The sequence below is a fragment of the Enterobacter sp. HK169 genome (assembly GCF_001719105.1).
Lineage (GTDB): Bacteria > Pseudomonadota > Gammaproteobacteria > Enterobacterales > Enterobacteriaceae > Enterobacter > Enterobacter asburiae_B.
On sequence record NZ_CP017087.1, the window covers coordinates 4,203,617 to 4,224,979 of the forward strand.

A 21,363-nucleotide genomic window follows, 5' to 3' on the forward strand; every position below is an offset into this window, starting at 1 on the left:
GTATATCACAGCGGGGGAGAGGGGTTACCCGGCAAACCGGGTAACCGCAAAGGGACTACAGCACCATACGAACAATTTCGATATTGCCGAGCTCTTCGTACAGCGTTTCCACCTGCTCAATATGTGTCGCAGTGATGGTAATAGAAACCGAGTGGTAGTTGCCCTTGCTGCTTGGTTTTACTGACGGAGAGTAGTCACCCGGCGCATGGCGCTGTACCACTTCAACCACCTGATCAACCAGCTCAGGTTTCGCCAGACCCATTACTTTGTAGGTAAATGAGGTTGGGAATTCAAGCAGTTCGTTAAGTTTGGTTTTCATGTCAGCTCCGGCGTAACGTCAAAAAATAATAACTCCCACGTCAGGTGGGAGTTATCAGGATATTTAGTATATGGGGATCAAAATCACACTTTCAAGTGTTCAATTTTTAACCAAACCAGTGGTGGAACATCAATTTAATGTAATCAATGATTTTGCCGAAGAAATTGCCTTCAGGAATTTCTTGCAGGACAACCAGCGGACGCTGATCGATCGTTTTTCCATCCAGCTGGAAGTTGATCGTACCCACAACCTGGTTTTTCTGCAGCGGGGCATGCAGCTCGGTGCTGTTCAGCACGTAGCTGGCTTTCAGATCCTTCATGCGACCGCGTGGAATGGTCAGATAGAGATCTTTATCAACGCCGAGTGAAGCACGGTCATTGTCGCCGAACCAGACGGGTTCAGACGCAAACTCTTTGCCTGCTTTCAGTGGGTTCACGGTTTCGAAGAAGCGGAAGCCCCAGGTCAGCAGTTTCTTGCTTTCTGTTTCACGACCTTTAAAGGTACGGCCGCCCATCACGGCAGAGATCAGACGCATCTGACCTTCAGTGGCAGAGGCCACCAGGTTGTAGCCCGCTTTGTCGGTGTGGCCAGTTTTGATGCCGTCAACGTTCAGGCTGTTATCCCACAGCAGGCCGTTACGGTTGGTCTGACGAATACCGTTGAAGGTGAACTCTTTCTCTTTATAGATAGAGTATTCATTCGGTACATCGCGGATCAGCGCCTGGCCAATCAGGGCCATGTCACGTGCAGAGCTATACTGACCGTCTGCATCCAGGCCGTGTACGGTCTGGAAATGGCTGTTTTTCAGACCCAGTGCGTTAACGTAGCTGTTCATCAGGCCCACGAAGGCATCCTGGCTCCCGGCGGCGAAGTCGGCCATCGCCACGCAGGCATCGTTACCAGACTGCAGGTTGATACCGCGAATCAGCTGGGAAACAGGAACCTGCATACCCGGCTTCAGGAACATCAGAGAGGAACCTTTGAAAACAGGGTTCCCGGTTGCCCACGCATCGTTACCGATGGTGACCAGATCCGATTCTTTGAATTTACCTGCCTTCATCGCCTGGCCGATAACGTAGCTGGTCATCATTTTGGTCAGACTGGCCGGGTCACGGCGGGCATCGGCATTCTGTTCTGCCAGCACTTTGCCAGAGTTGTAATCGATCAGGATGTAGGATTCCGCGTCGATTTGCGGAACGCCAGGGATCATGGTCTTGATATTCAGGTCATCGGCGTGAGCTGCAGAGAGCGTAGCAGCGCAAAGGGCCGTGGTCAGCGCCATGCGCTGCACAAAACGAGCAGAAAAAGTGGTCTTCATGGTCAGAACTACGACATCCGTGATGGAATTAAAAAAAGTGCCTTACTATAGCAAATGCTATTCAGGCAGGCATCCGACTTTAAGCATGAGTTTGTGAATGTGTTTTACACTAACTGACAATTCGGATACCGCCGGTTAATTATTTCGCAACAGCGATAAATGACTGAAGTTGAGCTTCATTCTGCAGACGCTGCTGCAGGGACGCGGCCTGCGATTTGCTGGCAAACGGCCCCATCTGAATGCGCCAGACCGCGCCGTTCTGCTCAACGCGTCCCGGTACGCCAAACTGCTGGCTCAGACGCTGTTGATACTGCCTGGCCCGGGCCTGATCGCTCACTGCGCCTACCTGAACCACATAGCTGCCGCTGGCCGCTGCTGGAGCCGCCACCGCCGCACTTTGCGTGGCCGCTGGCGCCGTTACGGGAGCCGGCTGGGTCGCTGGCGCAGCAACGGGCGCAGGGGCCGGAGTTGGCTCACTGCCTTCCAGCACGCCCGAGGCTAAGGTCGTCGGTGCGCCAAGAAAGCCGCTACTCTTTACCGGCGCACCGGTAGAATCCTCGCTTTGCAGCGTGTCATTGCTGATCGGGCGTATTTCTCCCCCCGGCTGAGCAGGCTCTGCCGGAGACGAGACGCTTCCCATTCCGCCGTCAAGATTTGGGCGGTCAGGAAGGGCATAGGTCTGTTTTGCCACCGTCGTACACGCGGTACCCGGCCCGGAGAGCGAACCATCCTGTGCGACGATAATCGGATCAATACGGACTTTGGTGTTGTTCGAGGTGTTCAGGCGATCGGCAGACGCGCGCGACAGGGAAATCACCCGGTCATTTCCGTAAGGACCACGGTCGTTGATCCGCACGACGATCATACGGCCATTCGCCAGGTTGGTGATACGAGCGTAGCTCGGGATCGGCAGCGTCGGGTGTGCTGCCGTCAGCTGCATTGGGTCGAACGCTTCCCCGGAAGCCGTCAGGTTACTGCCCGGCTCGGCATCATAAATGGCGGCAAAGCCCGCCTGACTGAAACGGGAAGGATCCTGAACAATTTTATAGCTTTTGCCGTCGCGCTGGTAATCCTGATTGGCACTGGCATTCAGCGGTTCATAAACGGGATCGGCACCGCTGATTTCAACGATCGGGCCATTACACACCGCAGGCTGCGGCGGCGCGACGGTTGCCTGTTGCTGACCATCATCACTTGTGCAGGCCGCAAGTAAACTTGCCGCGATGCAGATCCCCAGCCACTGCTTACGCATTCCGATCCCCTTATTTTTATACGCTTTTTGACAACATTTTTCTGTGGGTATGGATCGACATCACGATACCAAACCCGGCCATCAACACGATCAGTGCCGAGCCTCCGTAACTCACCAGCGGCAGCGGTACGCCTACCACCGGCAGAATACCACTCACCATACCAATATTTACGAAGACATAAACGAATAAAATCAGCATCAACCCGCCGGCCATGACGCGACCAAAAGTGGTTTGTGCGCGTGCTGCAATCCACAATCCCCGCATGATCAGCAGTACGTACAGCGCCAGCAATATTAAGATGCCAACCAGCCCCAGCTCTTCCGCCAGTACGGCAAAGATAAAGTCGGTGTGGCGTTCCGGTAAAAATTCCAGCTGCGACTGCGTGCCGTGCAGCCAGCCTTTACCGCGCAGGCCGCCGGAGCCAATCGCAATCTTGGACTGAATAATATGATAGCCCGCGCCCAGCGGATCGGTTTCCGGATCGAGCAGCATCATGACGCGCTGGCGCTGGTAATCATGCATCAGGAAGAACCAGAGGATAGGAATGAACGCCGCAATCAGCACCACCGCGATACCAATCAGGCGCCAGCTCAGTCCCGACAGGAAAAGGACAAACAGGCCGGAAAGGGCGATAAGAATTGAGGTGCCAAGGTCAGGCTGCGCCGCAACCAGCAGCGTCGGCAGGAAAATCAGCACCAGCGCGATGGCCGTGTTTTTCAGCGACGGCGGACAGACGTCGCGGTTGATAAAGCGTGCCACCATCAATGGAACGGCGATTTTGGCAATTTCCGAGGGCTGGAAGCGGACAACGCCCAGATCCAGCCAGCGCTGTGCCCCTTTTGAAATGGCGCCAAACGCATCTACCGCAACCAGCAAAATAATACAGAAGATGTAGAGGTAGGGCGCCCAGCCTTCGTAGACGCGCGGCGGAATTTGCGCCATCACCACCATGATGATCAGACCCATGGCGATCTGGCCGATTTTGCGCTCCATCATGCCGATGTCCTGGCCGCTGGCGCTCCAGATAACCAGGGCGCTGTAAACCAGCAGAGCCAGCAGGATCAGCAGCATGGCTGGGTCGATGTGGATTTTATCCCACAGCGATTTTTTATTTGGATTATCCGTCATGATTATTGGTCCTCCGCCGCAGCGGCGGCCGGGTTTTCAGCCGGCAGTTCGGTGTTGTTATCACCCAGCATAATGTGGTCAAGGATCTGGCGCATGATGGTACCTACTGCTGGCCCGGCACCGCCGTTCTCCAGAATCATCGCCACCGCGACCTGCGGGTTATCATAAGGGGCAAACGCCGTCATCAGCTTATGGTCACGCAGACGTTCAGCAATGCGGTGCGCGTTATAGGTTTCGTTGGCTTTCAGACCAAACACCTGCGCAGTACCGGATTTCGCGGCCACTTTGTACGGCGTACCGGTGAAGTACTTATGCGCGGTACCGTTCGGGCGATTTGCCACGCCGTACATACCGTCTTTCGCAATTTCCCAGAAGCCGGAATGGATGTCACCCACTGGCGCCTCGTGCGGCTGATTCCACGGCACTTTTTTGCCGTCTTCAACCGTACTCTGTAGCAGATGGGGCACTTTTACCACGCCGTCATTGATGAGGATCATCATGGCTTTGTTCATCTGAATCGGCGTCGCCGTCCAGTAACCCTGGCCGATACCCACCGGAATGGTGTCACCCTGATACCACGGTTTTTTAAAGCGCTTCAGCTTCCATTCACGCGTTGGCATGTTGCCAGAACGTTCTTCTGAAAGGTCCACGCCGGTGTAATGCCCGTAGCCGAATTTGCTCATCCACTCTGACAGGCGGTCGATACCCATGTCATACGCCACCTGATAGAAGAAGGTATCCGCAGATTCTTCCAGCGATTTGGTGACGTTGAGATGACCGTGGCCCCATTTTTTCCAGTCACGATAGCGCTTATCTGAACCCGGCAGCTGCCACCAGCCCGGGTCAAACAGGCTGGTATTACGGTTGATGACGCCGGCACTCAGCGCAGAGACCGCCACGTACGGTTTAACCGTTGATGCTGGCGGGTAAACCCCTTGCGTCGCGCGGTTCACCAGCGGCGTGTTCGGGTCATTCAGCAGACCGGAATAGTCTTTACTCGAAATCCCATCAACAAAGAGGTTCGGGTCATAGCTAGGCATGGAGACCATTGCCAGGATACCGCCGGTACGAGGATCGGTGACCACAACGGCTGCACGGCTGCCCGCCAGCAGGGTTTCGATATACTGCTGAAGCTTGAGGTCGAGCGTCAGATAGACGTCATGCCCCGCCTGAGGCGGCACTTCTTTTAGCTGACGGATCACGCGACCGCGGTTGTTAACCTCAACCTCTTCATAGCCGGTTTGCCCGTGCAGAACGTCTTCGTAGTAACGTTCGATCCCCAGCTTACCGATATCGTGCGTAGCAGCGTAGTTGGCCAGCTTGCCGTCTTTATCAAGGCGGTCGACGTCTTTGTCGTTAATCTTGGAAACGTAGCCAATCACATGCGTCAGCGCGGAGCCGTAGGGATAGTAGCGACGCTTATATCCCTTCACTTCCACGCCGGGGAAACGATACTGATTCACCGCAAAGCGGGCCACCTGGACTTCCGTCAAATTGGTTTTAACCGGAATCGAGGTGAAGCGGTGAGAGCGGGCGCGCTCTTTTTTGAAGGCCGCAATATCGTCATCGTCAAGGTCGACAACGCTTTTCAGCGCTTCCAGCGTATCCTGAACATTATCGACTTTTTCCGGCATCATCTCGATTTGATAGATGGTGCGGTTCAACGCCAGCGGGGTGCCGTTACGATCGTAAATAATGCCGCGGCTGGGTGCGATAGGCACCAGCTTAATACGGTTTTCGTTTGAACGCGTCTGGTAGTCGGTAAAGCGGACAATTTGCAGATTATAGAGGTTGGCGATCAGCACGCCGGTAAGCAGCAAAATCCCGGTAAAGGCGACCAGCGCCCGGCGCACAAACAGCGCGGACTCAGCCGTATAGTCGCGAAAAGAATTCTGTAGTTTCATCCGCTGCTTAATCTACCCTGGTCAGTCATTACTCGCGGTGATAGGGGTGGTTGGTAGTAATGCTCCACGCGCGATACAGGCTTTCTGCCACCAGTACCCGAACGAGCGGGTGGGGAAGCGTCAGCGCGGAGAGGGACCAACTTTGTTCAGCCGCCGCTTTGCAGGCAGGGGATAACCCTTCTGGTCCGCCAATCAACAGACTGACGTCACGACCATCCTGCTTCCAGCGCTCCAGTTCTTGCGCCAGCTGCGGCGTATCCCAGGGTTTACCTGGAATATCGAGGGTGACGATGCGGTTTTTGCCAGCGGCAGCCAGCATCAGTTCGCCCTCTTTATCGAGAATACGTTTGATATCAGCGTTCTTGCCGCGCTTCCCGGCGGGAATTTCCACCAGCTCGAACGGCATGTCTTTTGGAAAACGACGCAGATATTCAGTAAAACCGGTTTGTACCCAGTCCGGCATTTTGGTGCCGACGGCGACCAGCTGTAACTTCACGCATTAACCCCAGAGTTTTTCCAGCTCATACAGGCGACGGCTCTCGTCCTGCATGACGTGGACAATCACATCGCCGAGGTCGACTACCACCCAGTCAGCCGTCGCTTCACCTTCAACACCCAGCGGCAACAGCCCTGCTGCACGCGATTCCTGAACCACGTGATCGGCAATTGAAACAACATGACGCGTCGATGTACCGGTGCAGATGATCATGCAGTCGGTAATACTGGATTTACCCTTAACGTCGATAGCGATGATGTCCTGACCTTTCAGGTCATCAATTTTGTCAATAACAAAATCCTGGAGTGCTTTACCCTGCAAGTTTTCCCCCTGGGGTGAATGAGATTGTAAAACTTTGAATTCGTAGCCAGACAGTATACCTGAACTCACGCCTGCGTCGGGACAAATGTCTCCGGCCGGGCTTTTGAAGGCGGGTATCATCCCACCCTCCGCCTGAGATTGCATTGCCATTTTTGTAAAACAATTTCTGTAAAGCAATGATCGGCGGGAAAGTCTGGCAGCGGAGAATAACAGTATGGCTTACCCTGTCAAGGCAGGATAAACAATAAGCCGCTTTTTATGCTCTCCGGCTATTCATCTGCGCTTTTCTGATACAAACCGTGCGCATGGATATAGGCCAGCACCGGGGTTGGCAGCAGATAGTCACACGCTAAACCCTGCTGTAAACGCTCGCGAATGAGGGTTGCAGAGATATCAAACCACGGCGTTTCCGCCAGATAGATCTTCCCGGCAGGCTGGTTGTGAAGATCTTCAACATTATCGGTGAGATGGTCTTCCAGCCACTGCTGGTACTGCTCTTCGCGCATGGTCAGTGGATAGCCGGGACGGCGGCAGACGAGCAGGTGGCTGTTCTCCAGGATGGTTTCATACTGATGCCACGTAGGGAAATTCAGCAGAGAATCCTGGCCGATGATAAAGGCAAGCGGCTGGTCTGGTCCTTGTTCGGCGCGCCACTCCTGAAGCGTCTGAGACGTCCAGGAGGGCGTGTCGCGACGCAGCTCACGCTCGTCAAGTCGAAAGAGCGGTTTATCTGCGATGGCAAGTGCAAGCATCTCTTTTCGCTGCTCGCTGGTCGCCTCGGGCTGTGGACGATGGGGCGGGACATTGTTGGGCATGATGGTGACGCGCTGAAGGCCGATCAGATTTGCCAGAATTTCAACCGGCTTCAGATGCCCGTAATGTACCGGGTCGAAGGTGCCGCCATATAAGGCCTGTAAAGAATGCATGCTATCCATCAATAAAAACGTCTGCCAGCGCCTTGTGGCAGAGCAGGAGAGAAAGACTTTCCAGCTCCGCCCAGACCGACTGGCCATAATCTTGTTTTAACGTGAGCTCAGCGCGCATCAGAAGCTGCACTGCCTGACGAAGCTGTTCATGACTCAGGCGGTTGACGGCCTCGGTGATCAAAGCCCGGCGATTTTGCCACACGCGGTGTTTATCAAACAGCGAACGCAGCGGCGTATGGGCAGACTGACGCTTGAGCGTAATCAGCAGCAGCAATTCGCGCTGCAGCGTACGCAGCAGAATAACCGGTTCGCTCCCTTCGAGACGCAGCTGTTGCAAAATATGCAGGGCGCGTTTGCTTTTCGCCGACAGCAGCGCGTCCACCCAGTGGAACGGCGTGAAGTGCGCCGCGTCGTTAACGGCCTGCTCGACGCGCGGCAAGGTCAGCTTGCCATCTGGCCAGAGCAGGGAGAGTCTGTCCAGCGCCTGCGCCAGGGCCAGCAGGTTACCTTCATAGCAGTAGCAGAGCAGTTGGTTCGCCGCATCATCCAGCTGAAGGTTGTTCTGCTTCGCTCTCGCTGCCACCCATTTGGGCAGATGCGCCTGTTCAGGCGTCTGACAGGTGACCTGTACCGCGTGGGCTGCGAGTTGGGTGACCCACGCCGCATTTTCCTGCGCTTTGGTGAGCTTGTTGCCGCGCACAATCAGCAGCAGATCGCTGTGAAGCAGGCTGACCAGCGTGGCCAGCTGTTCATTGATGGCCGCGTTAGGGCCGTTTTCCGGCAGCAGGATCTGAATAGTCTGGCGCGACGCAAAAAGGCTCATCGCCTGACAGAGTGAGAAGAGGGCATTCCAGTCGGTGTTGTTATCCAGCTGGACGGTGTGGTGTTCATCGAAGCCCTGAGAGGCGGCTTCATGCCGCACGGCATCCAGACTTTCCTGAAGCAATAACGGATCGTTTCCAAGAAGCAAATACGCCGCGCGCAGCCCTTCTTTGAGCTGCGCGCGGAGTTGTTCAGGATACAGCCTGATCATCATTTACCCAGAGAGTTAGCAGCAGGAAGCGTGCCAGCAACCGGTTTTTCAACAATGTCAGAGCCTTGTCGGGTAGACGCTGCAATACCTGGCAGTTTACGGATCAGCTGTTCCGCCGCCTTGTCGTACATTTCGTTGATGATAATCTGCTGTTCGGCATCTTTTGCCAACGCCGTCTGCGGGTTATCGAAGAACGAACGGAACACTTTCGTGCTGATCGGATAGATGTCTTTACCCGGGATCAGGACCGCTGCGTTGACCGTCAGCACCATCTGATATTCAGCTGTACGACCGTCCTGGAAGATGGAGGCCGTATCTCTCGACAGACCTCCTCCGATGATACGCAGAGACGGTACATCCTGGCGCAGCGTTTGTTTCTCAACAAGCTCAACGCCGTTCAGACGCAGCTGATTACGAACTGCCCGGCTGAGTGGACCATTCGGATCCGATGAGTCGAAAATCATCGTTTTCATCTCAGCAGGCACCGCCGTGGTATTGCGCAGGTGCCAGCCACAGCCAGCGGTGACAAGCACCGCCAGTGATAAGAGTATTGTTGCCAGTTGTCGCACGTTTCCTCCCGCGCTTAGCCAACGACCAGATTGAGCAGTTTACCCGGTACGTAGATCACTTTACGTACGGTAACGCCCTCAAGATATTTTGCGACCAGAGGTTCCTGGCCCGCGCGCTCGCGAACCTGTTCTTCGGTTGCATCGACCGCCACGGTAATTTTACCGCGGACTTTGCCGTTTACCTGGACCACAACCAGCGTCGTGTTTTCCACCATCGCGGCTTCGTCAGCCTGCGGCCACGGCGCGTTGTCGATATCGCCTTCGCCTTTCAGCTCCTGCCACAGGGTGAAGCTGACGTGCGGAGTGAACGGGTTCAGCATGCGAACGACGGCCAGCAGCGCTTCACGCATTAAGGCACGATCCTGCTCACCGTCCTGCGGGGCTTTCGCCAGCTTGTTCATCAGTTCCATAATAGCCGCAATTGCGGTATTGAAGGTCTGACGACGACCAATATCATCGGTCACTTTCGCAATCGTTTTATGAACATCGCGACGCAGCGCCTGCTGATCTTCAGTCAGTGCGGCGGCGTTCAGCGCCGGGGCATCGCCCAGTGCAGTGTGTTCGTAAACCAGTTTCCAGACGCGTTTCAGGAAGCGGTTCGCGCCTTCCACGCCGGACTCCTGCCATTCCAGGGTCATGTCGGCCGGAGAGGCAAACATCATGAACAGACGCACGGTGTCCGCACCGTAACGCTCAACCATTACCTGCGGATCGATGCCGTTGTTTTTCGACTTGGACATCTTGCTCATGCCGGTATAGACCAGTTCATGACCTTCGGCATCTTTCGCCTTAACGATACGGCCTTTCTCGTCGCGCTCGACGATCGCATCAACCGGAGAAACCCAGTTACGCTCGCCGTTGGCACCGACGTAATAGAACGCATCTGCCAGTACCATGCCCTGACACAGCAGCTGTTTTGCTGGTTCGTCAGAGTTCACCATGCCTGCATCGCGCATCAGTTTGTGGAAGAAGCGGAAGTAGAGCAGGTGCATGATGGCGTGTTCGATGCCGCCGATATAGATATCAACCGGCAGCCAGTAGTTTGCCGCATCGGAATCGAGCATACCGTCCTGATACTGCGGGCAGGTGTAGCGCGCATAGTACCAGGATGACTCCATAAAGGTGTCAAAGGTGTCGGTTTCACGCAGCGCAGGCTGACCGTTGACGGTGGTTTTTGCCCACTCAGGATCGGCTTTGATCGGGCTGGTGATACCGTCCATGACCACGTCTTCCGGCAGGATCACCGGGAGCTGATCTTCCGGCGTTGGCATCACGGTGCCATCTTCCAGCGTCACCATTGGGATTGGCGCGCCCCAGTAACGCTGACGGGACACGCCCCAGTCGCGCAGACGGAAGTTAACTTTACGCTCGCCCACGCCCAGAGAGGCCAGCTTATCGGCGATGGCGTTGAAGCCCTCTTCGAAGCTCAGGCCGCTGAATTCACCGGAGTTGAACAGAGTGCCTTTTTCGGTCAGCGCTTGTTCGGACAGGTCGGGTTCAGAACCATCGGCGGCCAGAATAACGGCTTTAATCGGCAGGCTGTATTTGGTGGCAAACTCGTAGTCGCGCTGATCGTGGCCCGGAACGGCCATTACCGCGCCTGTACCGTACTCCATCAGCACGAAGTTCGCTGCCCAGACAGGAATTGCTTCGCCAGTCAGCGGATGCTTCGCATAGAAGCCTGTCGCGACGCCTTTTTTCTCCATCGTCGCCATGTCGGCTTCGGCCACTTTGGTGTTGCGGCACTCGTCGATGAAGGTGGCCAGCTCCGGGTTATTCTCTGCCGCTTTCTGCGCCAGCGGGTGACCTGCGGCCACGGCCAGGTAGGTCGCGCCCATGAAGGTGTCCGGACGGGTGGTGTAGACGGTCAGGGTCTGGTCGTAGTTCTCAACGTTGAAGGTAATCTCCACGCCTTCAGAACGGCCAATCCAGTTGCGCTGCATGGTCTTAACGGTATCTGGCCAGTGATCCAGGTTATCCAGATCGTTCAGCAGCTCATCAGCGTAAGCGGTGATTTTGATAAACCACTGTGGGATCTCTTTACGCTCAACTTTGGTGTCACAGCGCCAGCAGCAGCCGTCGATAACCTGTTCGTTCGCGAGAACGGTCTGGTCATTTGGACACCAGTTAACGGCAGAGGTCTTCTTATACACCAGGCCTTTTTTGTACAGCTCGGTGAAGAACTTCTGCTCCCAGCGATAGTATTCCGGGGTACAGGTTGCCAGCTCGCGGCTCCAGTCATAGCCAAAGCCCAGCATCTTGAGCTGGTTTTTCATGTACGCGATATTGTCGTACGTCCACGGCGCCGGTGCGGTGTTGTTTTTGACCGCCGCGCCTTCCGCAGGCAGACCGAACGCATCCCAGCCGATAGGCTGCAGAACGTTTTTACCCAGCATGCGCTGGTAGCGTGCAATCACATCGCCGATGGTGTAGTTACGCACATGGCCCATGTGTAGTCGACCAGAAGGATAGGGAAGCATCGACAGGCAGTAATACTTCTCTTTGCTCTCGTCTTCGGTTACTTCAAAGGTGCGCTTCTCGTCCCAGTGTTGCTGGACTTTTGATTCTATCTCTTCCGGGCGGTATTGCTCTTGCATGGCAGCCAGTGGTCCTGTTTTCAATACAGCTACAAATGTAGCCAATGGATGTGGTAATTCAGATCCGCATAGCATAGCCCAAACGCCAGCGTCAAAACAGCCTTTCGCACAAATGCGCTTTGCAGGAATTTACCGGGTCTGTGCTTCACCTGACAAAGCGGCGATGAAATAAGGTCTATTATTAGAAATAGTTACTTACCCGGGAGGCAAAATGATGAACAAGGTTGCTCAATTTTACCGCGAACTGGTGGCGACACTGACGGAACGGCTGCGTAACGGCGAGCGAGATATCGACGCGCTGGTGGAGCAAGCGCGTGCCCGCGTGACGCAAACGGGTGAGTTAACGCGAACCGAAGTGGAAGAGGTGACGCGCGCCGTGCGTCGCGATCTGGAAGAGTTCGCGCGCAGCTACCAGGAGAGCCAGGAGGAGGTCACGGACAGCGTTTTTATGCGGGTGATTAAAGAGAGCCTGTGGCAAGAGCTGGCCGACATCACGGATAAAACGCAGCTGGAGTGGCGCGAGGTCTTTCAGGATTTGAACCATCACGGTGTGTATCACAGTGGTGAGGTGGTCGGCTTGGGAAATCTGGTATGTGAGAATTGCCACCATCATATTGCGGTATATACGCCGGATGTCCTGCCGCTGTGTCCGAAATGCGGCCACGATCAGTTCCAGCGTCGGCCGTTTGAGCCCTAAATAAAAGCAAAACTCTCTGCTCCCTCTCCCAGTGGGAGAGGGCGGGGGTGAGGGCATCAGACCGCACAATAGTAAGCCAGTCTCTCCGCCAGCAAATCCACAAACGCCTCGCGGTCGATGTCCACCATCACCGTGGTATTCGGTTTATTCCCCGTCAGCGAGTAGTAATCCACCACCGTCATTCCCTGGGTGTATTTTCCCTGCGTCTCAACACCAACCCATCTGTCCACCGTGGTGAACATCTCCGGCTTCAGTAGCCAGGCAATGGTGCACGGGTCGTGCAGGGGGGCGCCGTGGAAGCCCCACTTCTCGGCCTTGTGATACTCCATAAAGAAGTCGAGCAGCTCTGCCACGGTTGTCGCGACCGTATTACCCACGGAGCGGAATCGCTCAATATCGTCCGCCATAATCTGCGCGCGGTGGGTAACGTCCAGTCCCGCCATTACAATTGGTAAGCCGGACTGGAAGACGATTTCCGCGGCTTCCGGGTCGACAAAGATGTTGAACTCCGCCGCAGGCGTCCAGTTCCCCAGCCCCATGGCCCCGCCCATAATCACAATTCGGGCAATTTTATTATGCAGCTCAGGATGGCTGTTCAGCAGCAGCGCGACGTTGGTTTGCGGTCCGGTTGCCACCAGCGTTACCGGTTCTGCACTCTCACGTAGAACCTTCGCCATCAGCTCCACGGCGGTACAGTTTTGCGGCGTGAAACCCGGCTCCGGCAGTGCCGGACCGTCCAGCCCGCTTTCACCATGAACGTTGTCGGCAATAATCAGCTCGCGTATCAGTGGCTTCACGGCCCCGCCGGCGACAGGAATGTCGGTGCGTTTGAGCAGCGTGAGCATGCGCAGCACGTTGCGCAGGGTTTTGTCCGGCGTCTGGTTTCCGGCGGACGAGGTGACGGCTTTTACCTCGAGTTCAGGGGAGGCAAGAGCGAGGACGAGCGCGATCGCGTCGTCATGACCCGGATCGCAGTCGAGAATAATAGGCTGTGCCATAGCGTTCTCCATACGTAGCGTTATTTTGTGACAAGGTTAACGCTGCAATGTGACGCCGACGAGAGGAACTGAGTGAAAGCGTGAAGCAGTGCGCAATCCGCAGATTGCGCACCGGGAAGGTTAGTGCAGGATTTTCGCGAGGAAATCTTTCGCACGCTCTGATTTCGGGTTAGCGAAGAACTCTTCTTTCGGTGAGTCTTCGACAATTTTCCCTTCGTCCATAAAGATCACGCGGTTGGCCACTTTACGGGCAAAGCCCATTTCGTGGGTCACCACCATCATGGTCATCCCTTCGTGCGCCAGCTCGACCATTACGTCCAGCACTTCATTGATCATCTCTGGATCGAGCGCCGACGTTGGCTCATCAAACAGCATCGCCACCGGATCCATACACAGCGCGCGGGCGATCGCCACACGCTGCTGTTGGCCGCCAGAAAGCTGTGCCGGGAACTTATCTGCATGCGCCGAAAGCCCAACGCGTTCCAGGAGCTTCAGACCTTTCTCGCGCGACGCTTTTTTATCACGCTTCAGCACTTTTACCTGCGCCAGCGTCAGGTTCTCAATAATGGAGAGGTGAGGGAACAGCTCAAAGTGCTGGAACACCATGCCAACGTGAGAGCGAAGCTGGGCGAGATTAGTTTTCTTATCGTTGACTTTGGTGCCGTTGACAACGATCTCACCTTGCTGCACCGGCTCCAGTCCGTTGACGGTTTTAATCAGCGTTGATTTACCGGAGCCGGACGGCCCGCATACCACCACCACGTCGCCTTTTTTGACTTCGGTGGAGCAGTCGGTCAGCACCTGAAAGTGCCCATACCATTTAGAAACATTTTTCAGGGAAATCATTATACCGTCCTTTTCTTCAGCCAGCTGACCAACAGCGACGCGCTTAAACTAATCACAAAATAGACCGCACCCGCAAAGAGCACCATCTCGACCTGCGTACCATCACGTTCACCGATGGTTGACGCGGTACGGAAGAAGTCTGCCAGACTCAGAACGTAGACCAGCGAGGTATCCTGGAACAGCACGATACCCTGGGTCAGCAGGAGCGGAACCATGGCGCGAAACGCCTGCGGCAGAATAATGAGCTGCATGGACTGCCAGTGCGTCATTCCCAGCGCCAGCGCGGCGCTGGATTGCCCGCGGGAGATACTCTGAATGCCCGCTCGGATAATCTCCGAGTAGTAAGCGGCCTCGAACATTGAGAACGCCACCATGGCGGAGATCAGACGGATATCGGTTTTCGGCGACAGCCCCAGCACGTTCTGCAGGAAGCCGGGCACAATCAGGTAAAACCACAGCAGCACCATCACCAGCGGGATGGAGCGGAACACGTTAACGTAGGCGGTCGCAAACCAGGCGAACGGCTTAAAGCTCGACAGGCGCATAACGGCCAGCAGGGTACCCCAGACGATACCAATGATGATGGCAATAACGGTGATTTTTAAGGTAATCACCAGGCCATCAAGCAGGTAAGGCATGGATGGAACGATAGAACTCCAGTCAAATTCGTACATTATTTGCCCCCCAGATTACCCGGCAGGCGGATTTTGCGTTCAACCAGGTTCATCACCAGCATGATGAAAGCGTTAATCAGAACATACGCGAGCGTGATCGCGGTGAAGGATTCCCACGCGTGAGCGGAATAATCCAGCAGCTTGCCCGCCTGCGCGGCCATGTCGACCAGGCCGATAGTTGAGGCGATGGCCGAGTTTTTCACCAGGTTCATCATCTCGGAGGTCATCGGTGGAACGATAACCCGGTAAGCGTTAGGCAGCAGCACGTAGCGGTAGGTTTGGGGCAGCGTCAGGCCCATCGCCAGGCCAGCGTTTTTTTGTCCGCGCGGCAATGACTGAATGGCGGCACGCACCTGCTCGCAAACGCGTGCAGCGGTAAACAGCCCCAGACACATCATGGAGGAGACAAAGAACTGCACGTTCGGATCCAGCTCCGACTTGAACCACATGCCAATATTTTCCGGCAGCAGTTCCGGGATGACCAGATACCAGGTAAAGAATTGCACGATCAGCGGAACGTTACGGAACAGTTCCACATACAGGGTGCCAAGCGTTGAAAGAAAACGGTTAGGGACGGTGCGCAGAATACCGAACAAAGAACCGACAAGAAACGCGATAATCCACGCCGTTATCGATAGTGCCACGGTGACCTGAAAGCCGCTCCACAGCCAGCCAAGATAGGTGGTGTTGCCGAACGGGGCTTGTTGCAGGAATATGCCCCAGTTCCAGTCTATTGACATAATAAACTCCAGAAAAAAAAGGGTAGCAGCGCTACCCTCGAAGATTGGTGAGAAGCTCATTTTTCGCGCTGAGTGGGGAACGACCACTCAACGTATAGTCTGTCCATGCTTCCCGACAATCGAGAGGGCAGGAGATCCCGCCCCTGTAGTTCTAATTAGTTAAGAGCCTTGTCATTTGGAGATTTGAACAGCGCTTTCATGTCGTCAGACAGTTCAAAATTCATGTTCAGGTTTTTTGGTGGAATCGGGTTCTTGAACCATTTGTCGAACCATTTTTCCGCTTCGCCGGAGGTCTGCACCTGAGCGATGGTGTCATCGATCAGCTTTTTGAACTGCGGATCGTCTTTACGCAGCATACAGCCGTAGGCTTCTTTGGACTGCGCGGTACCGACGATATCCCAGTTGTCTGGTTTCTTCGCTTTCGCACGTTCGCCCGCCAGCAGGGCGTCATCCATCATAAACGCAACGGCACGACCGCTTTCCAGGGTACGGAAGGAGTCGCCATGGTCTTTCGCGCTGATGATGCGCATATCCATTTTCTTCTCGTCGTTCAGCTTGTGCAGCAGCACTTCTGACGTGGTACCGGAGGTCACAACAACCGCTTTGCCTTTCAGGTCAGCGAAGTCTTTGATCTCACCGCCTTTCTTCGTCAGCAGACGGGTGCCCACGACAAAGATGGTGTCAGAGAAGGCAGCTTGTTTCTGACGCTCGAGGTTGTTGGTGGTGGAGCCACACTCGAAGTCAAAGGTGCCGTTTTGCAGCAGTGGAATACGGTTCTGTGAAGTGATTGGGATCAGCTTCACCTGCAGGTCAGGTTTGTTCAGCTTTTTCTTCACAGCTTCAACGATGGCGTTGGAGTAATCCTGTGAATAGCCCACGACTTTTTGCGTGTTGTCGTAGTAAGAGAACGGGACAGAAGATTCACGGTGGCCGACCACGATGACGCCGTTTTTGGCAATCTTGTCGAGAGTGCTGCCTGCTGCAGGCGCATCTTCAGCGTGAACCACGCCTGCAGACATTCCCATAACCAGCATTGCTGTGGCCAGTTTACGTAATTGCATACCCAACTCCTTTTTTATCAGCGCCAGCGACGCATTGATACCCATTGTGATGTTGTTATATCTCGCGCAATGCGAGTGCAGTGTTATGCAAGCTTGTTAACATTTAGTCTGGCTTAATGTAAAGATTTTGCTGCGTTATTGTTTATTTTTGCGAAGCGCGCCGCACCAATCAGAGGCAAATATCTCCCGTTGCACCGTTTCGGTGCTACCGATGATCTACGCTGGTGCGACAAAGTTGCACGTTAAGCCAAACTGCGTTTACCTGAATAAACAAAGCAATAGGCGTGCCAGAATGGGAGTTTGGAGAAAATTGTCGGGTGGCGGCTACGCCACCCGACAACAGAAGGGAAGGTTATTTCCGACGCTGACGCAGGCTCATCAGCACCGCGCCAAAGCCGAACAGCACGGTCAGTATCCACAGCGGCCAGTTGCCGGTGCGCGCGTATGGCGTCAGCCCGGTGGTTGGCGTGACTTTAGTGGTCAGTACCTCGCGAGTAAACTGCGGGATCATCGCCTGAATCTCGCCCTGCGGACCAATCACAGCCGTGATGCCGTTGTTGGTGCTGCGCAGCAGAGGACGCGCCAGCTCCAGAGAGCGCATACGTGCCATCTGGAAGTGCTGCCACGGGCCGATTGACTTACCAAACCAGGCGTCGTTGGAGATGGTCAGCAGATAGTCAGTATCCGGGCGGAAGTTATCGCGTACCTGCTCGCCGAGAATGATTTCGTAGCAGATGGCCGCCGTCAGGGCCAGGCCGTGCGCGTGCAGCTGAGGCTGTACGTACGGGCCGCGGCTGAAAGAGGACATCGGCAGGTCAAAGAACGGGGCCAGCGGGCGCAGAATCGACTCCAGCGGGACAAATTCACCAAACGGCACCAGGTGGTTCTTGTTGTACCGGTCAGTGGAGTGGTAGCTGTACTCGCTATCTTTCCCGAGCGTAATGATGCTGTTGTAGGTGTCGTAGCGGTTCTGCTGATTCAGACGCGCATCGACAATCCCGGTGATCAGCGTGCTGCCGCGCGCCAGCAGCAGGTCGTTCATCATGTTGAGGAACGGCTGCTGGTTAATTTCCAGATCGGGGATTGCAGATTCCGGCCAGATAATCAGCTGTGATTTACCCATCACCTCTTCGGTGGCGTTGGCGTAGATCTTCAGCGTATTCAGCAGCTCTTTCTCATCCCACTTCATAGACTGCGGAATATTCCCCTGCACCATGGACACCTGCAGGGTGCGCTCTGGCTCAGGCGTGAACCACTGGATATAACGCAGCGGGAAGGGCAGGGCAAACAGCACCAGCGCCACAGCCAGCGGTTTCCAGCAGCGCTGGACCAGCGCCAGGACCAGCAGGCCGCTGACCACCATCAGCAGGAAGTTGATGGCCTCAACGCCCATTACCGGCGCCAGACCCTTCAGGGGGCCGTCAATCTGGCTGTAGCCGAACTGCAGCCACGGGAAGCCCGTCAGCACCCAGCCACGCAGGAACTCGGTTATCTGCCAGACCACCGGCGCGGCAATGGCGACGCGCAGCCAGGTGGTTTTTGGCCACAGGCGAGAAAGGATACCGGCGAACAGACCGGTATAGAGCGAGAGATACGCGGCGAGCAATACCACCAGGAAGACGTTAACCGGGCCAGGCATACCACCAAACTGGGCGATGCTGACATAAACCCAGTTGATACCTGAGCCAAACAGCCCCAGTCCCCAGAAGTAACCAATGGCCGCAGCCTGTACCGGACGACGATTCAGGGTCAGGCCCTGAAGCCCCATCAGGGAGAGAATGGCGGCGGGCCAGATATCGTAAGGAGAAAAAGCCAGCGTACCGCTGGCTCCGAGTAACAGCGCCAGCAGCAAACGGACGCGCTGGCGTTCAAGCAGTGGGGCAAATGCCATTTACATTAATCTTCCAGTTTTGGCACCGGTGAGTCGTCCGGCGTTCTGACGTGAACCTGTATAATACGTCGGCTGTCGGCCATTGCCACTTTGAACTGGTAACCGTCAATGTCAACGGTCTCACCGCGCGCCGGGAGGTGGCCAAAGGCCTGCATCACCAGCCCGCCAATGGTATCGACCTCTTCATCGCTGAAGTGGGTACCGAAGGCGTCGTTAAAGTCCTCAATAGAGGCCAGCGCGCGCACGGTCCAGGTGTGGCGGCTAAGCTGCCGGAAGTCGATATCTTCTTCTTCGTCGTACTCGTCTTCGATTTCGCCCACGATCAGCTCAAGAATATCCTCGATCGTGACCAGACCGGAAACGCCACCAAACTCATCAATAACAATCGCCATGTGGTAACGCTGAGAGCGAAACTCTTTCAGCATCCGATCCACACGTTTACTTTCCGGCACAACCACGGCCTGGCGTAACACTTTTTCCATGCTGAAGGCTTCGGCATCGCTGCGCATAAACGGCAGCAGATCTTTCGCCATCAAAATCCCTTCGATGTGATCTTTATCTTCGCTGATGACCGGGAAACGCGAGTGGGCGGATTCAATGATCACATCGAGGCACTCGTCCAGAGTCTGGTTACGTTTCAGGGTGATCATCTGCGAGCGGGGGATCATGATATCGCGAACGCGCTGGTCGGCGATGTCCATAACCCCTTCGAGCATTTCGCGCGTATCTTCGTCGATAAGGTCGTTCTGCCCGGAATCACGAATCAGCTCCAGCAGTTCATCACGGTTTTTGGGTTCGCCGTGGAAAAGCTGGTTCAGAATGAGGGAGAAAAATCCCTTTTTACTGGTTGTCGTGTCGCTACTGTGTGAATTGTCGTCGCTCATGGCGTTTGTTAAGGGTTCTCTTGTTAGTTCAACGTTTACCGCCACGCGATATCCTTTCGTGGCGGCATGTGAGTCCGTCAGGTGACGGACTATTCTTTCTCGGCAATGTACGGATCCTCATAGCCCAGAGCAAGCATTATCTCTGTCTCGAGGGACTCCATCTCTTCCGCTTCGTCATCTTCAATGTGATCGTAGCCGAGCAGATGTAGGCTGCCGTGTATCACCATATGCGCCCAGTGGGCCTCAAGCGGCTTTTGCTGCTCTTTGGCTTCCTGTTCAACCACCTGACGGCAAATGATCAGATCGCCCAGCAGCGGCATCTCAATGCCCGGCGGCGCTTCGAACGGGAATGAGAGCACGTTGGTCGGCTTATCTTTCCCGCGATAGGTCAGGTTAAGCTCATGGCTTTCTGCTTCATCCACCAGGCGAATCGTGACTTCTGATTCTTCCTGAAACTGAGGAATAACGGCATCCAGCCATTTCTGAAACTGTGCCTCATCTGGCATGCCGGAATTGTCTTCACAGGCCAGCTGTAAATCGAGGATCACCTGACTCATTTCTGTTCTTGCTCCTGCGCTTCGCGCTTACGTTCTGCGGCCAGTTCGGCCTTACGCTTCTGATCCGCCTCTTCCCAGGCTTCATAGGCGTTAACGATACGCGCGACCACCGGGTGGCGTACCACGTCTTCACTGTGGAAGAAGTTAAAGCTGATTTCGTCGACCTCGGCCAGCACCTCAATGGCGTGGCGCAGGCCGGATTTGGTGCTGCGCGGCAGGTCGATCTGGGTGACGTCACCGGTGATGACCGCTTTCGAGTTAAAGCCGATACGCGTCAGGAACATCTTCATCTGTTCGATGGTGGTGTTCTGGCTCTCATCGAGAATGATGAACGCATCGTTCAGCGTACGACCGCGCATGTAGGCGAGAGGGGCCACTTCGATAACGTTACGCTCAATGAGCTTCTCAACCTTCTCAAAGCCGAGCATCTCGAACAGCGCATCGTATAACGGGCGCAGATACGGGTCGACCTTCTGGCTCAGATCGCCCGGCAGGAAGCCCAGCTTTTCGCCCGCTTCAACGGCCGGACGGGTCAGCAGAATACGACGGATCTCCTGGCGTTCCAGCGCATCTACCGCAGCGGCAACGGCCAGATAGGTTTTACCCGTCCCCGCCGGCCCCACCCCGAAGGTGATGTCGTGGTCGAGGATATTGGCGATGTACTGCGCCTGGTTTGGCGTACGCGGCTTAATAACGCCACGTTTGGTCTTGATGTTAATGGCCTTGCCGTAGTCCGGCACGCTTTCCGCGCTCTGCTCAAGCACGCGCGCCTCTTTAATGGCGAGGTGAATTTGTTCCGGTTCGATATCCTGAATTTCGCCGCGCATGGGTGATGTATCCACATACAGGCTACGCAGAATGTCCGCAGCGGCGTTGACGCAGATAGGGCGTCCGGTAAGTTTGAAATGATTATCGCGACGATTGATTTCGATACCCAGACGTCGCTCCAGTTGTTTGATGTTGTCATCAAACGGCCCGCACAGGCTCAGCAGGCGAGCGTTGTCTGCTGGCTCAAGGCTAATTTCACGCGTATCTATATTCAAACTGTTCCTCTTTAATTGGTTAACTGACCCATTGCGATAGGACGTAATAAAACGGTCATTACCGAAATTATTCACGCCACAGAATAAAGGCGCAAGCGTTGCGGAAGA

At 55.2% G+C, this 21,363-nt stretch carries 21 protein-coding genes; 1 reads left to right on the forward strand and 20 read right to left on the reverse strand.

Annotated elements, in window-relative coordinates; all coding sequences use genetic code 11:
- Positions 1–55: 55 nt before the first annotated feature.
- From ybeD to leuS, 11 genes are all read right to left on the reverse strand, one after another.
- Complete coding sequence (gene ybeD, locus EnteroDNA1_RS19935; RefSeq protein WP_006177135.1) at positions 56–319, reverse strand: DUF493 family protein YbeD; 264 nt, start codon at positions 317–319, stop codon at positions 56–58.
- A gap of 106 nt (positions 320–425) precedes the next feature.
- Positions 426–1,637 carry a D-alanyl-D-alanine carboxypeptidase DacA gene (dacA, locus tag EnteroDNA1_RS19940; RefSeq protein WP_069303814.1) on the reverse strand — a complete coding sequence of 404 codons (1,212 nt, stop codon included), beginning with the start codon at positions 1,635–1,637 and terminating at the stop codon, positions 426–428.
- Positions 1,638–1,776: 139 nt separating this feature from the next.
- On the reverse strand, positions 1,777–2,889 hold the full coding sequence (gene rlpA, locus EnteroDNA1_RS19945; protein ID WP_069303815.1) for an endolytic peptidoglycan transglycosylase RlpA: 1,113 nt from the start codon (positions 2,887–2,889) through the stop codon (positions 1,777–1,779).
- Positions 2,890–2,905: 16 nt separating this feature from the next.
- Positions 2,906–4,018: a peptidoglycan glycosyltransferase MrdB gene (mrdB, locus tag EnteroDNA1_RS19950; RefSeq protein WP_023310746.1), complete on the reverse strand. Its 1,113-nt coding sequence runs from the start codon at positions 4,016–4,018 to the stop codon at positions 2,906–2,908.
- 2 nt (positions 4,019–4,020) lie between these two features.
- Complete coding sequence (gene mrdA / locus EnteroDNA1_RS19955; RefSeq protein ID WP_069303816.1) at positions 4,021–5,922, reverse strand: peptidoglycan DD-transpeptidase MrdA; 1,902 nt, start codon at positions 5,920–5,922, stop codon at positions 4,021–4,023.
- A gap of 28 nt (positions 5,923–5,950) precedes the next feature.
- The gene (gene rlmH, locus EnteroDNA1_RS19960; RefSeq protein WP_023310748.1) at positions 5,951–6,418 is read right to left on the reverse strand and encodes a 23S rRNA (pseudouridine(1915)-N(3))-methyltransferase RlmH; all 468 of its coding nucleotides are present in this window, start codon (positions 6,416–6,418) and stop codon (positions 5,951–5,953) included.
- A 3-nt stretch (positions 6,419–6,421) separates the two neighbouring features.
- Entirely contained in the window at positions 6,422–6,739 is a 318-nt protein-coding gene (rsfS, locus tag EnteroDNA1_RS19965; protein ID WP_023334893.1) for a ribosome silencing factor, read from the reverse strand.
- 269 nt (positions 6,740–7,008) lie between these two features.
- Positions 7,009–7,674, reverse strand: coding sequence for a nicotinate-nucleotide adenylyltransferase (gene nadD, locus EnteroDNA1_RS19970; RefSeq protein WP_069303817.1), 666 nt, complete (start codon positions 7,672–7,674; stop codon positions 7,009–7,011).
- Positions 7,667–8,698, reverse strand: coding sequence for a DNA polymerase III subunit delta (holA, locus tag EnteroDNA1_RS19975; RefSeq protein WP_069303818.1), 1,032 nt, complete (start codon positions 8,696–8,698; stop codon positions 7,667–7,669). Before holA ends, nadD begins: the two co-directional genes overlap by 8 nt.
- Positions 8,698–9,267 (reverse strand): LPS assembly lipoprotein LptE, encoded by a 570-nt coding sequence (lptE, locus tag EnteroDNA1_RS19980; protein WP_039261260.1) that lies wholly within the window; start codon positions 9,265–9,267, stop codon positions 8,698–8,700. Before lptE ends, holA begins: the two co-directional genes overlap by 1 nt.
- A 14-nt stretch (positions 9,268–9,281) precedes the next feature.
- On the reverse strand, positions 9,282–11,864 hold the full coding sequence (gene leuS / locus EnteroDNA1_RS19985; RefSeq protein ID WP_033144930.1) for a leucine--tRNA ligase: 2,583 nt from the start codon (positions 11,862–11,864) through the stop codon (positions 9,282–9,284).
- Positions 11,865–12,078: 214 nt separating this feature from the next.
- On the opposite strand from leuS, the gene EnteroDNA1_RS19990 reads away from it, so the two are divergent.
- Positions 12,079–12,561, forward strand: coding sequence for a zinc ribbon-containing protein (locus tag EnteroDNA1_RS19990; RefSeq protein ID WP_032661386.1), 483 nt, complete (start codon positions 12,079–12,081; stop codon positions 12,559–12,561).
- A 56-nt stretch (positions 12,562–12,617) separates the two neighbouring features.
- Here the strand turns inward: EnteroDNA1_RS19990 and rihA are convergent, their stop codons facing one another.
- From rihA to EnteroDNA1_RS20035, 9 genes are all read right to left on the reverse strand, one after another.
- Positions 12,618–13,559 (reverse strand): pyrimidine-specific ribonucleoside hydrolase RihA, encoded by a 942-nt coding sequence (gene rihA / locus EnteroDNA1_RS19995; RefSeq protein ID WP_069303819.1) that lies wholly within the window; start codon positions 13,557–13,559, stop codon positions 12,618–12,620.
- Positions 13,560–13,679: 120 nt separating this feature from the next.
- Positions 13,680–14,405, reverse strand: a complete 726-nt coding sequence (locus EnteroDNA1_RS20000) for an amino acid ABC transporter ATP-binding protein (protein ID WP_014883001.1) — start codon at positions 14,403–14,405, stop codon at positions 13,680–13,682.
- Positions 14,405–15,079 carry a glutamate/aspartate ABC transporter permease GltK gene (gltK, locus tag EnteroDNA1_RS20005; protein WP_023334900.1) on the reverse strand — a complete coding sequence of 225 codons (675 nt, stop codon included), beginning with the start codon at positions 15,077–15,079 and terminating at the stop codon, positions 14,405–14,407. The genes EnteroDNA1_RS20000 and gltK overlap by 1 nt, the downstream gene beginning before the upstream one ends.
- Complete coding sequence (locus tag EnteroDNA1_RS20010) at positions 15,079–15,819, reverse strand: amino acid ABC transporter permease (protein ID WP_023310756.1); 741 nt, start codon at positions 15,817–15,819, stop codon at positions 15,079–15,081. The genes gltK and EnteroDNA1_RS20010 overlap by 1 nt, the downstream gene beginning before the upstream one ends.
- A 155-nt stretch (positions 15,820–15,974) precedes the next feature.
- Entirely contained in the window at positions 15,975–16,880 is a 906-nt protein-coding gene (locus EnteroDNA1_RS20015) for an amino acid ABC transporter substrate-binding protein (RefSeq protein WP_008501049.1), read from the reverse strand.
- Between the two features lie 352 nt (positions 16,881–17,232).
- Positions 17,233–18,771 (reverse strand): apolipoprotein N-acyltransferase, encoded by a 1,539-nt coding sequence (gene lnt, locus EnteroDNA1_RS20020; RefSeq protein ID WP_064673645.1) that lies wholly within the window; start codon positions 18,769–18,771, stop codon positions 17,233–17,235.
- A gap of 5 nt (positions 18,772–18,776) precedes the next feature.
- Complete coding sequence (gene corC, locus EnteroDNA1_RS20025; protein WP_021242574.1) at positions 18,777–19,655, reverse strand: CNNM family magnesium/cobalt transport protein CorC; 879 nt, start codon at positions 19,653–19,655, stop codon at positions 18,777–18,779.
- 89 nt (positions 19,656–19,744) lie between these two features.
- Positions 19,745–20,212, reverse strand: a complete 468-nt coding sequence (gene ybeY / locus EnteroDNA1_RS20030) for an rRNA maturation RNase YbeY (protein ID WP_047958024.1) — start codon at positions 20,210–20,212, stop codon at positions 19,745–19,747.
- Entirely contained in the window at positions 20,209–21,255 is a 1,047-nt protein-coding gene (locus tag EnteroDNA1_RS20035; protein WP_008501053.1) for a PhoH family protein, read from the reverse strand. Before EnteroDNA1_RS20035 ends, ybeY begins: the two co-directional genes overlap by 4 nt.
- Positions 21,256–21,363: the final 108 nt, after the last annotated feature.

Bases quoted from the DNA above. Each gene is read 5' to 3' on its own strand.
- rihA (WP_069303819.1), bottom strand. From the start codon at position 13,559: ATGGCACAGCCTATTATTCTCGACTGCGATCCGGGTCATGACGACGCG.
- nadD (WP_069303817.1), bottom strand. From the start codon at position 7,674: ATGGATAGCATGCATTCTTTACAGGCCTTATATGGCGGCACCTTCGAC.
- rlpA (WP_069303815.1), bottom strand. From the start codon at position 2,889: ATGCGTAAGCAGTGGCTGGGGATCTGCATCGCGGCAAGTTTACTTGCG.
- gltK (WP_023334900.1), bottom strand. From the start codon at position 15,079: ATGTACGAATTTGACTGGAGTTCTATCGTTCCATCCATGCCTTACCTG.
- leuS (WP_033144930.1), bottom strand. From the start codon at position 11,864: ATGCAAGAGCAATACCGCCCGGAAGAGATAGAATCAAAAGTCCAGCAA.
- EnteroDNA1_RS20015 (WP_008501049.1), bottom strand. From the start codon at position 16,880: ATGCAATTACGTAAACTGGCCACAGCAATGCTGGTTATGGGAATGTCT.
- EnteroDNA1_RS20000 (WP_014883001.1), bottom strand. From the start codon at position 14,405: ATGATTTCCCTGAAAAATGTTTCTAAATGGTATGGGCACTTTCAGGTG.
- EnteroDNA1_RS19990 (WP_032661386.1), top strand. From the start codon at position 12,079: ATGAACAAGGTTGCTCAATTTTACCGCGAACTGGTGGCGACACTGACG.
- dacA (WP_069303814.1), bottom strand. From the start codon at position 1,637: ATGAAGACCACTTTTTCTGCTCGTTTTGTGCAGCGCATGGCGCTGACC.
- EnteroDNA1_RS20010 (WP_023310756.1), bottom strand. From the start codon at position 15,819: ATGTCAATAGACTGGAACTGGGGCATATTCCTGCAACAAGCCCCGTTC.
- holA (WP_069303818.1), bottom strand. From the start codon at position 8,698: ATGATCAGGCTGTATCCTGAACAACTCCGCGCGCAGCTCAAAGAAGGG.
- mrdB (WP_023310746.1), bottom strand. From the start codon at position 4,018: ATGACGGATAATCCAAATAAAAAATCGCTGTGGGATAAAATCCACATC.
- ybeY (WP_047958024.1), bottom strand. From the start codon at position 20,212: ATGAGTCAGGTGATCCTCGATTTACAGCTGGCCTGTGAAGACAATTCC.
- ybeD (WP_006177135.1), bottom strand. From the start codon at position 319: ATGAAAACCAAACTTAACGAACTGCTTGAATTCCCAACCTCATTTACC.
- corC (WP_021242574.1), bottom strand. From the start codon at position 19,655: ATGAGCGACGACAATTCACACAGTAGCGACACGACAACCAGTAAAAAG.
- mrdA (WP_069303816.1), bottom strand. From the start codon at position 5,922: ATGAAACTACAGAATTCTTTTCGCGACTATACGGCTGAGTCCGCGCTG.
- lnt (WP_064673645.1), bottom strand. From the start codon at position 18,771: ATGGCATTTGCCCCACTGCTTGAACGCCAGCGCGTCCGTTTGCTGCTG.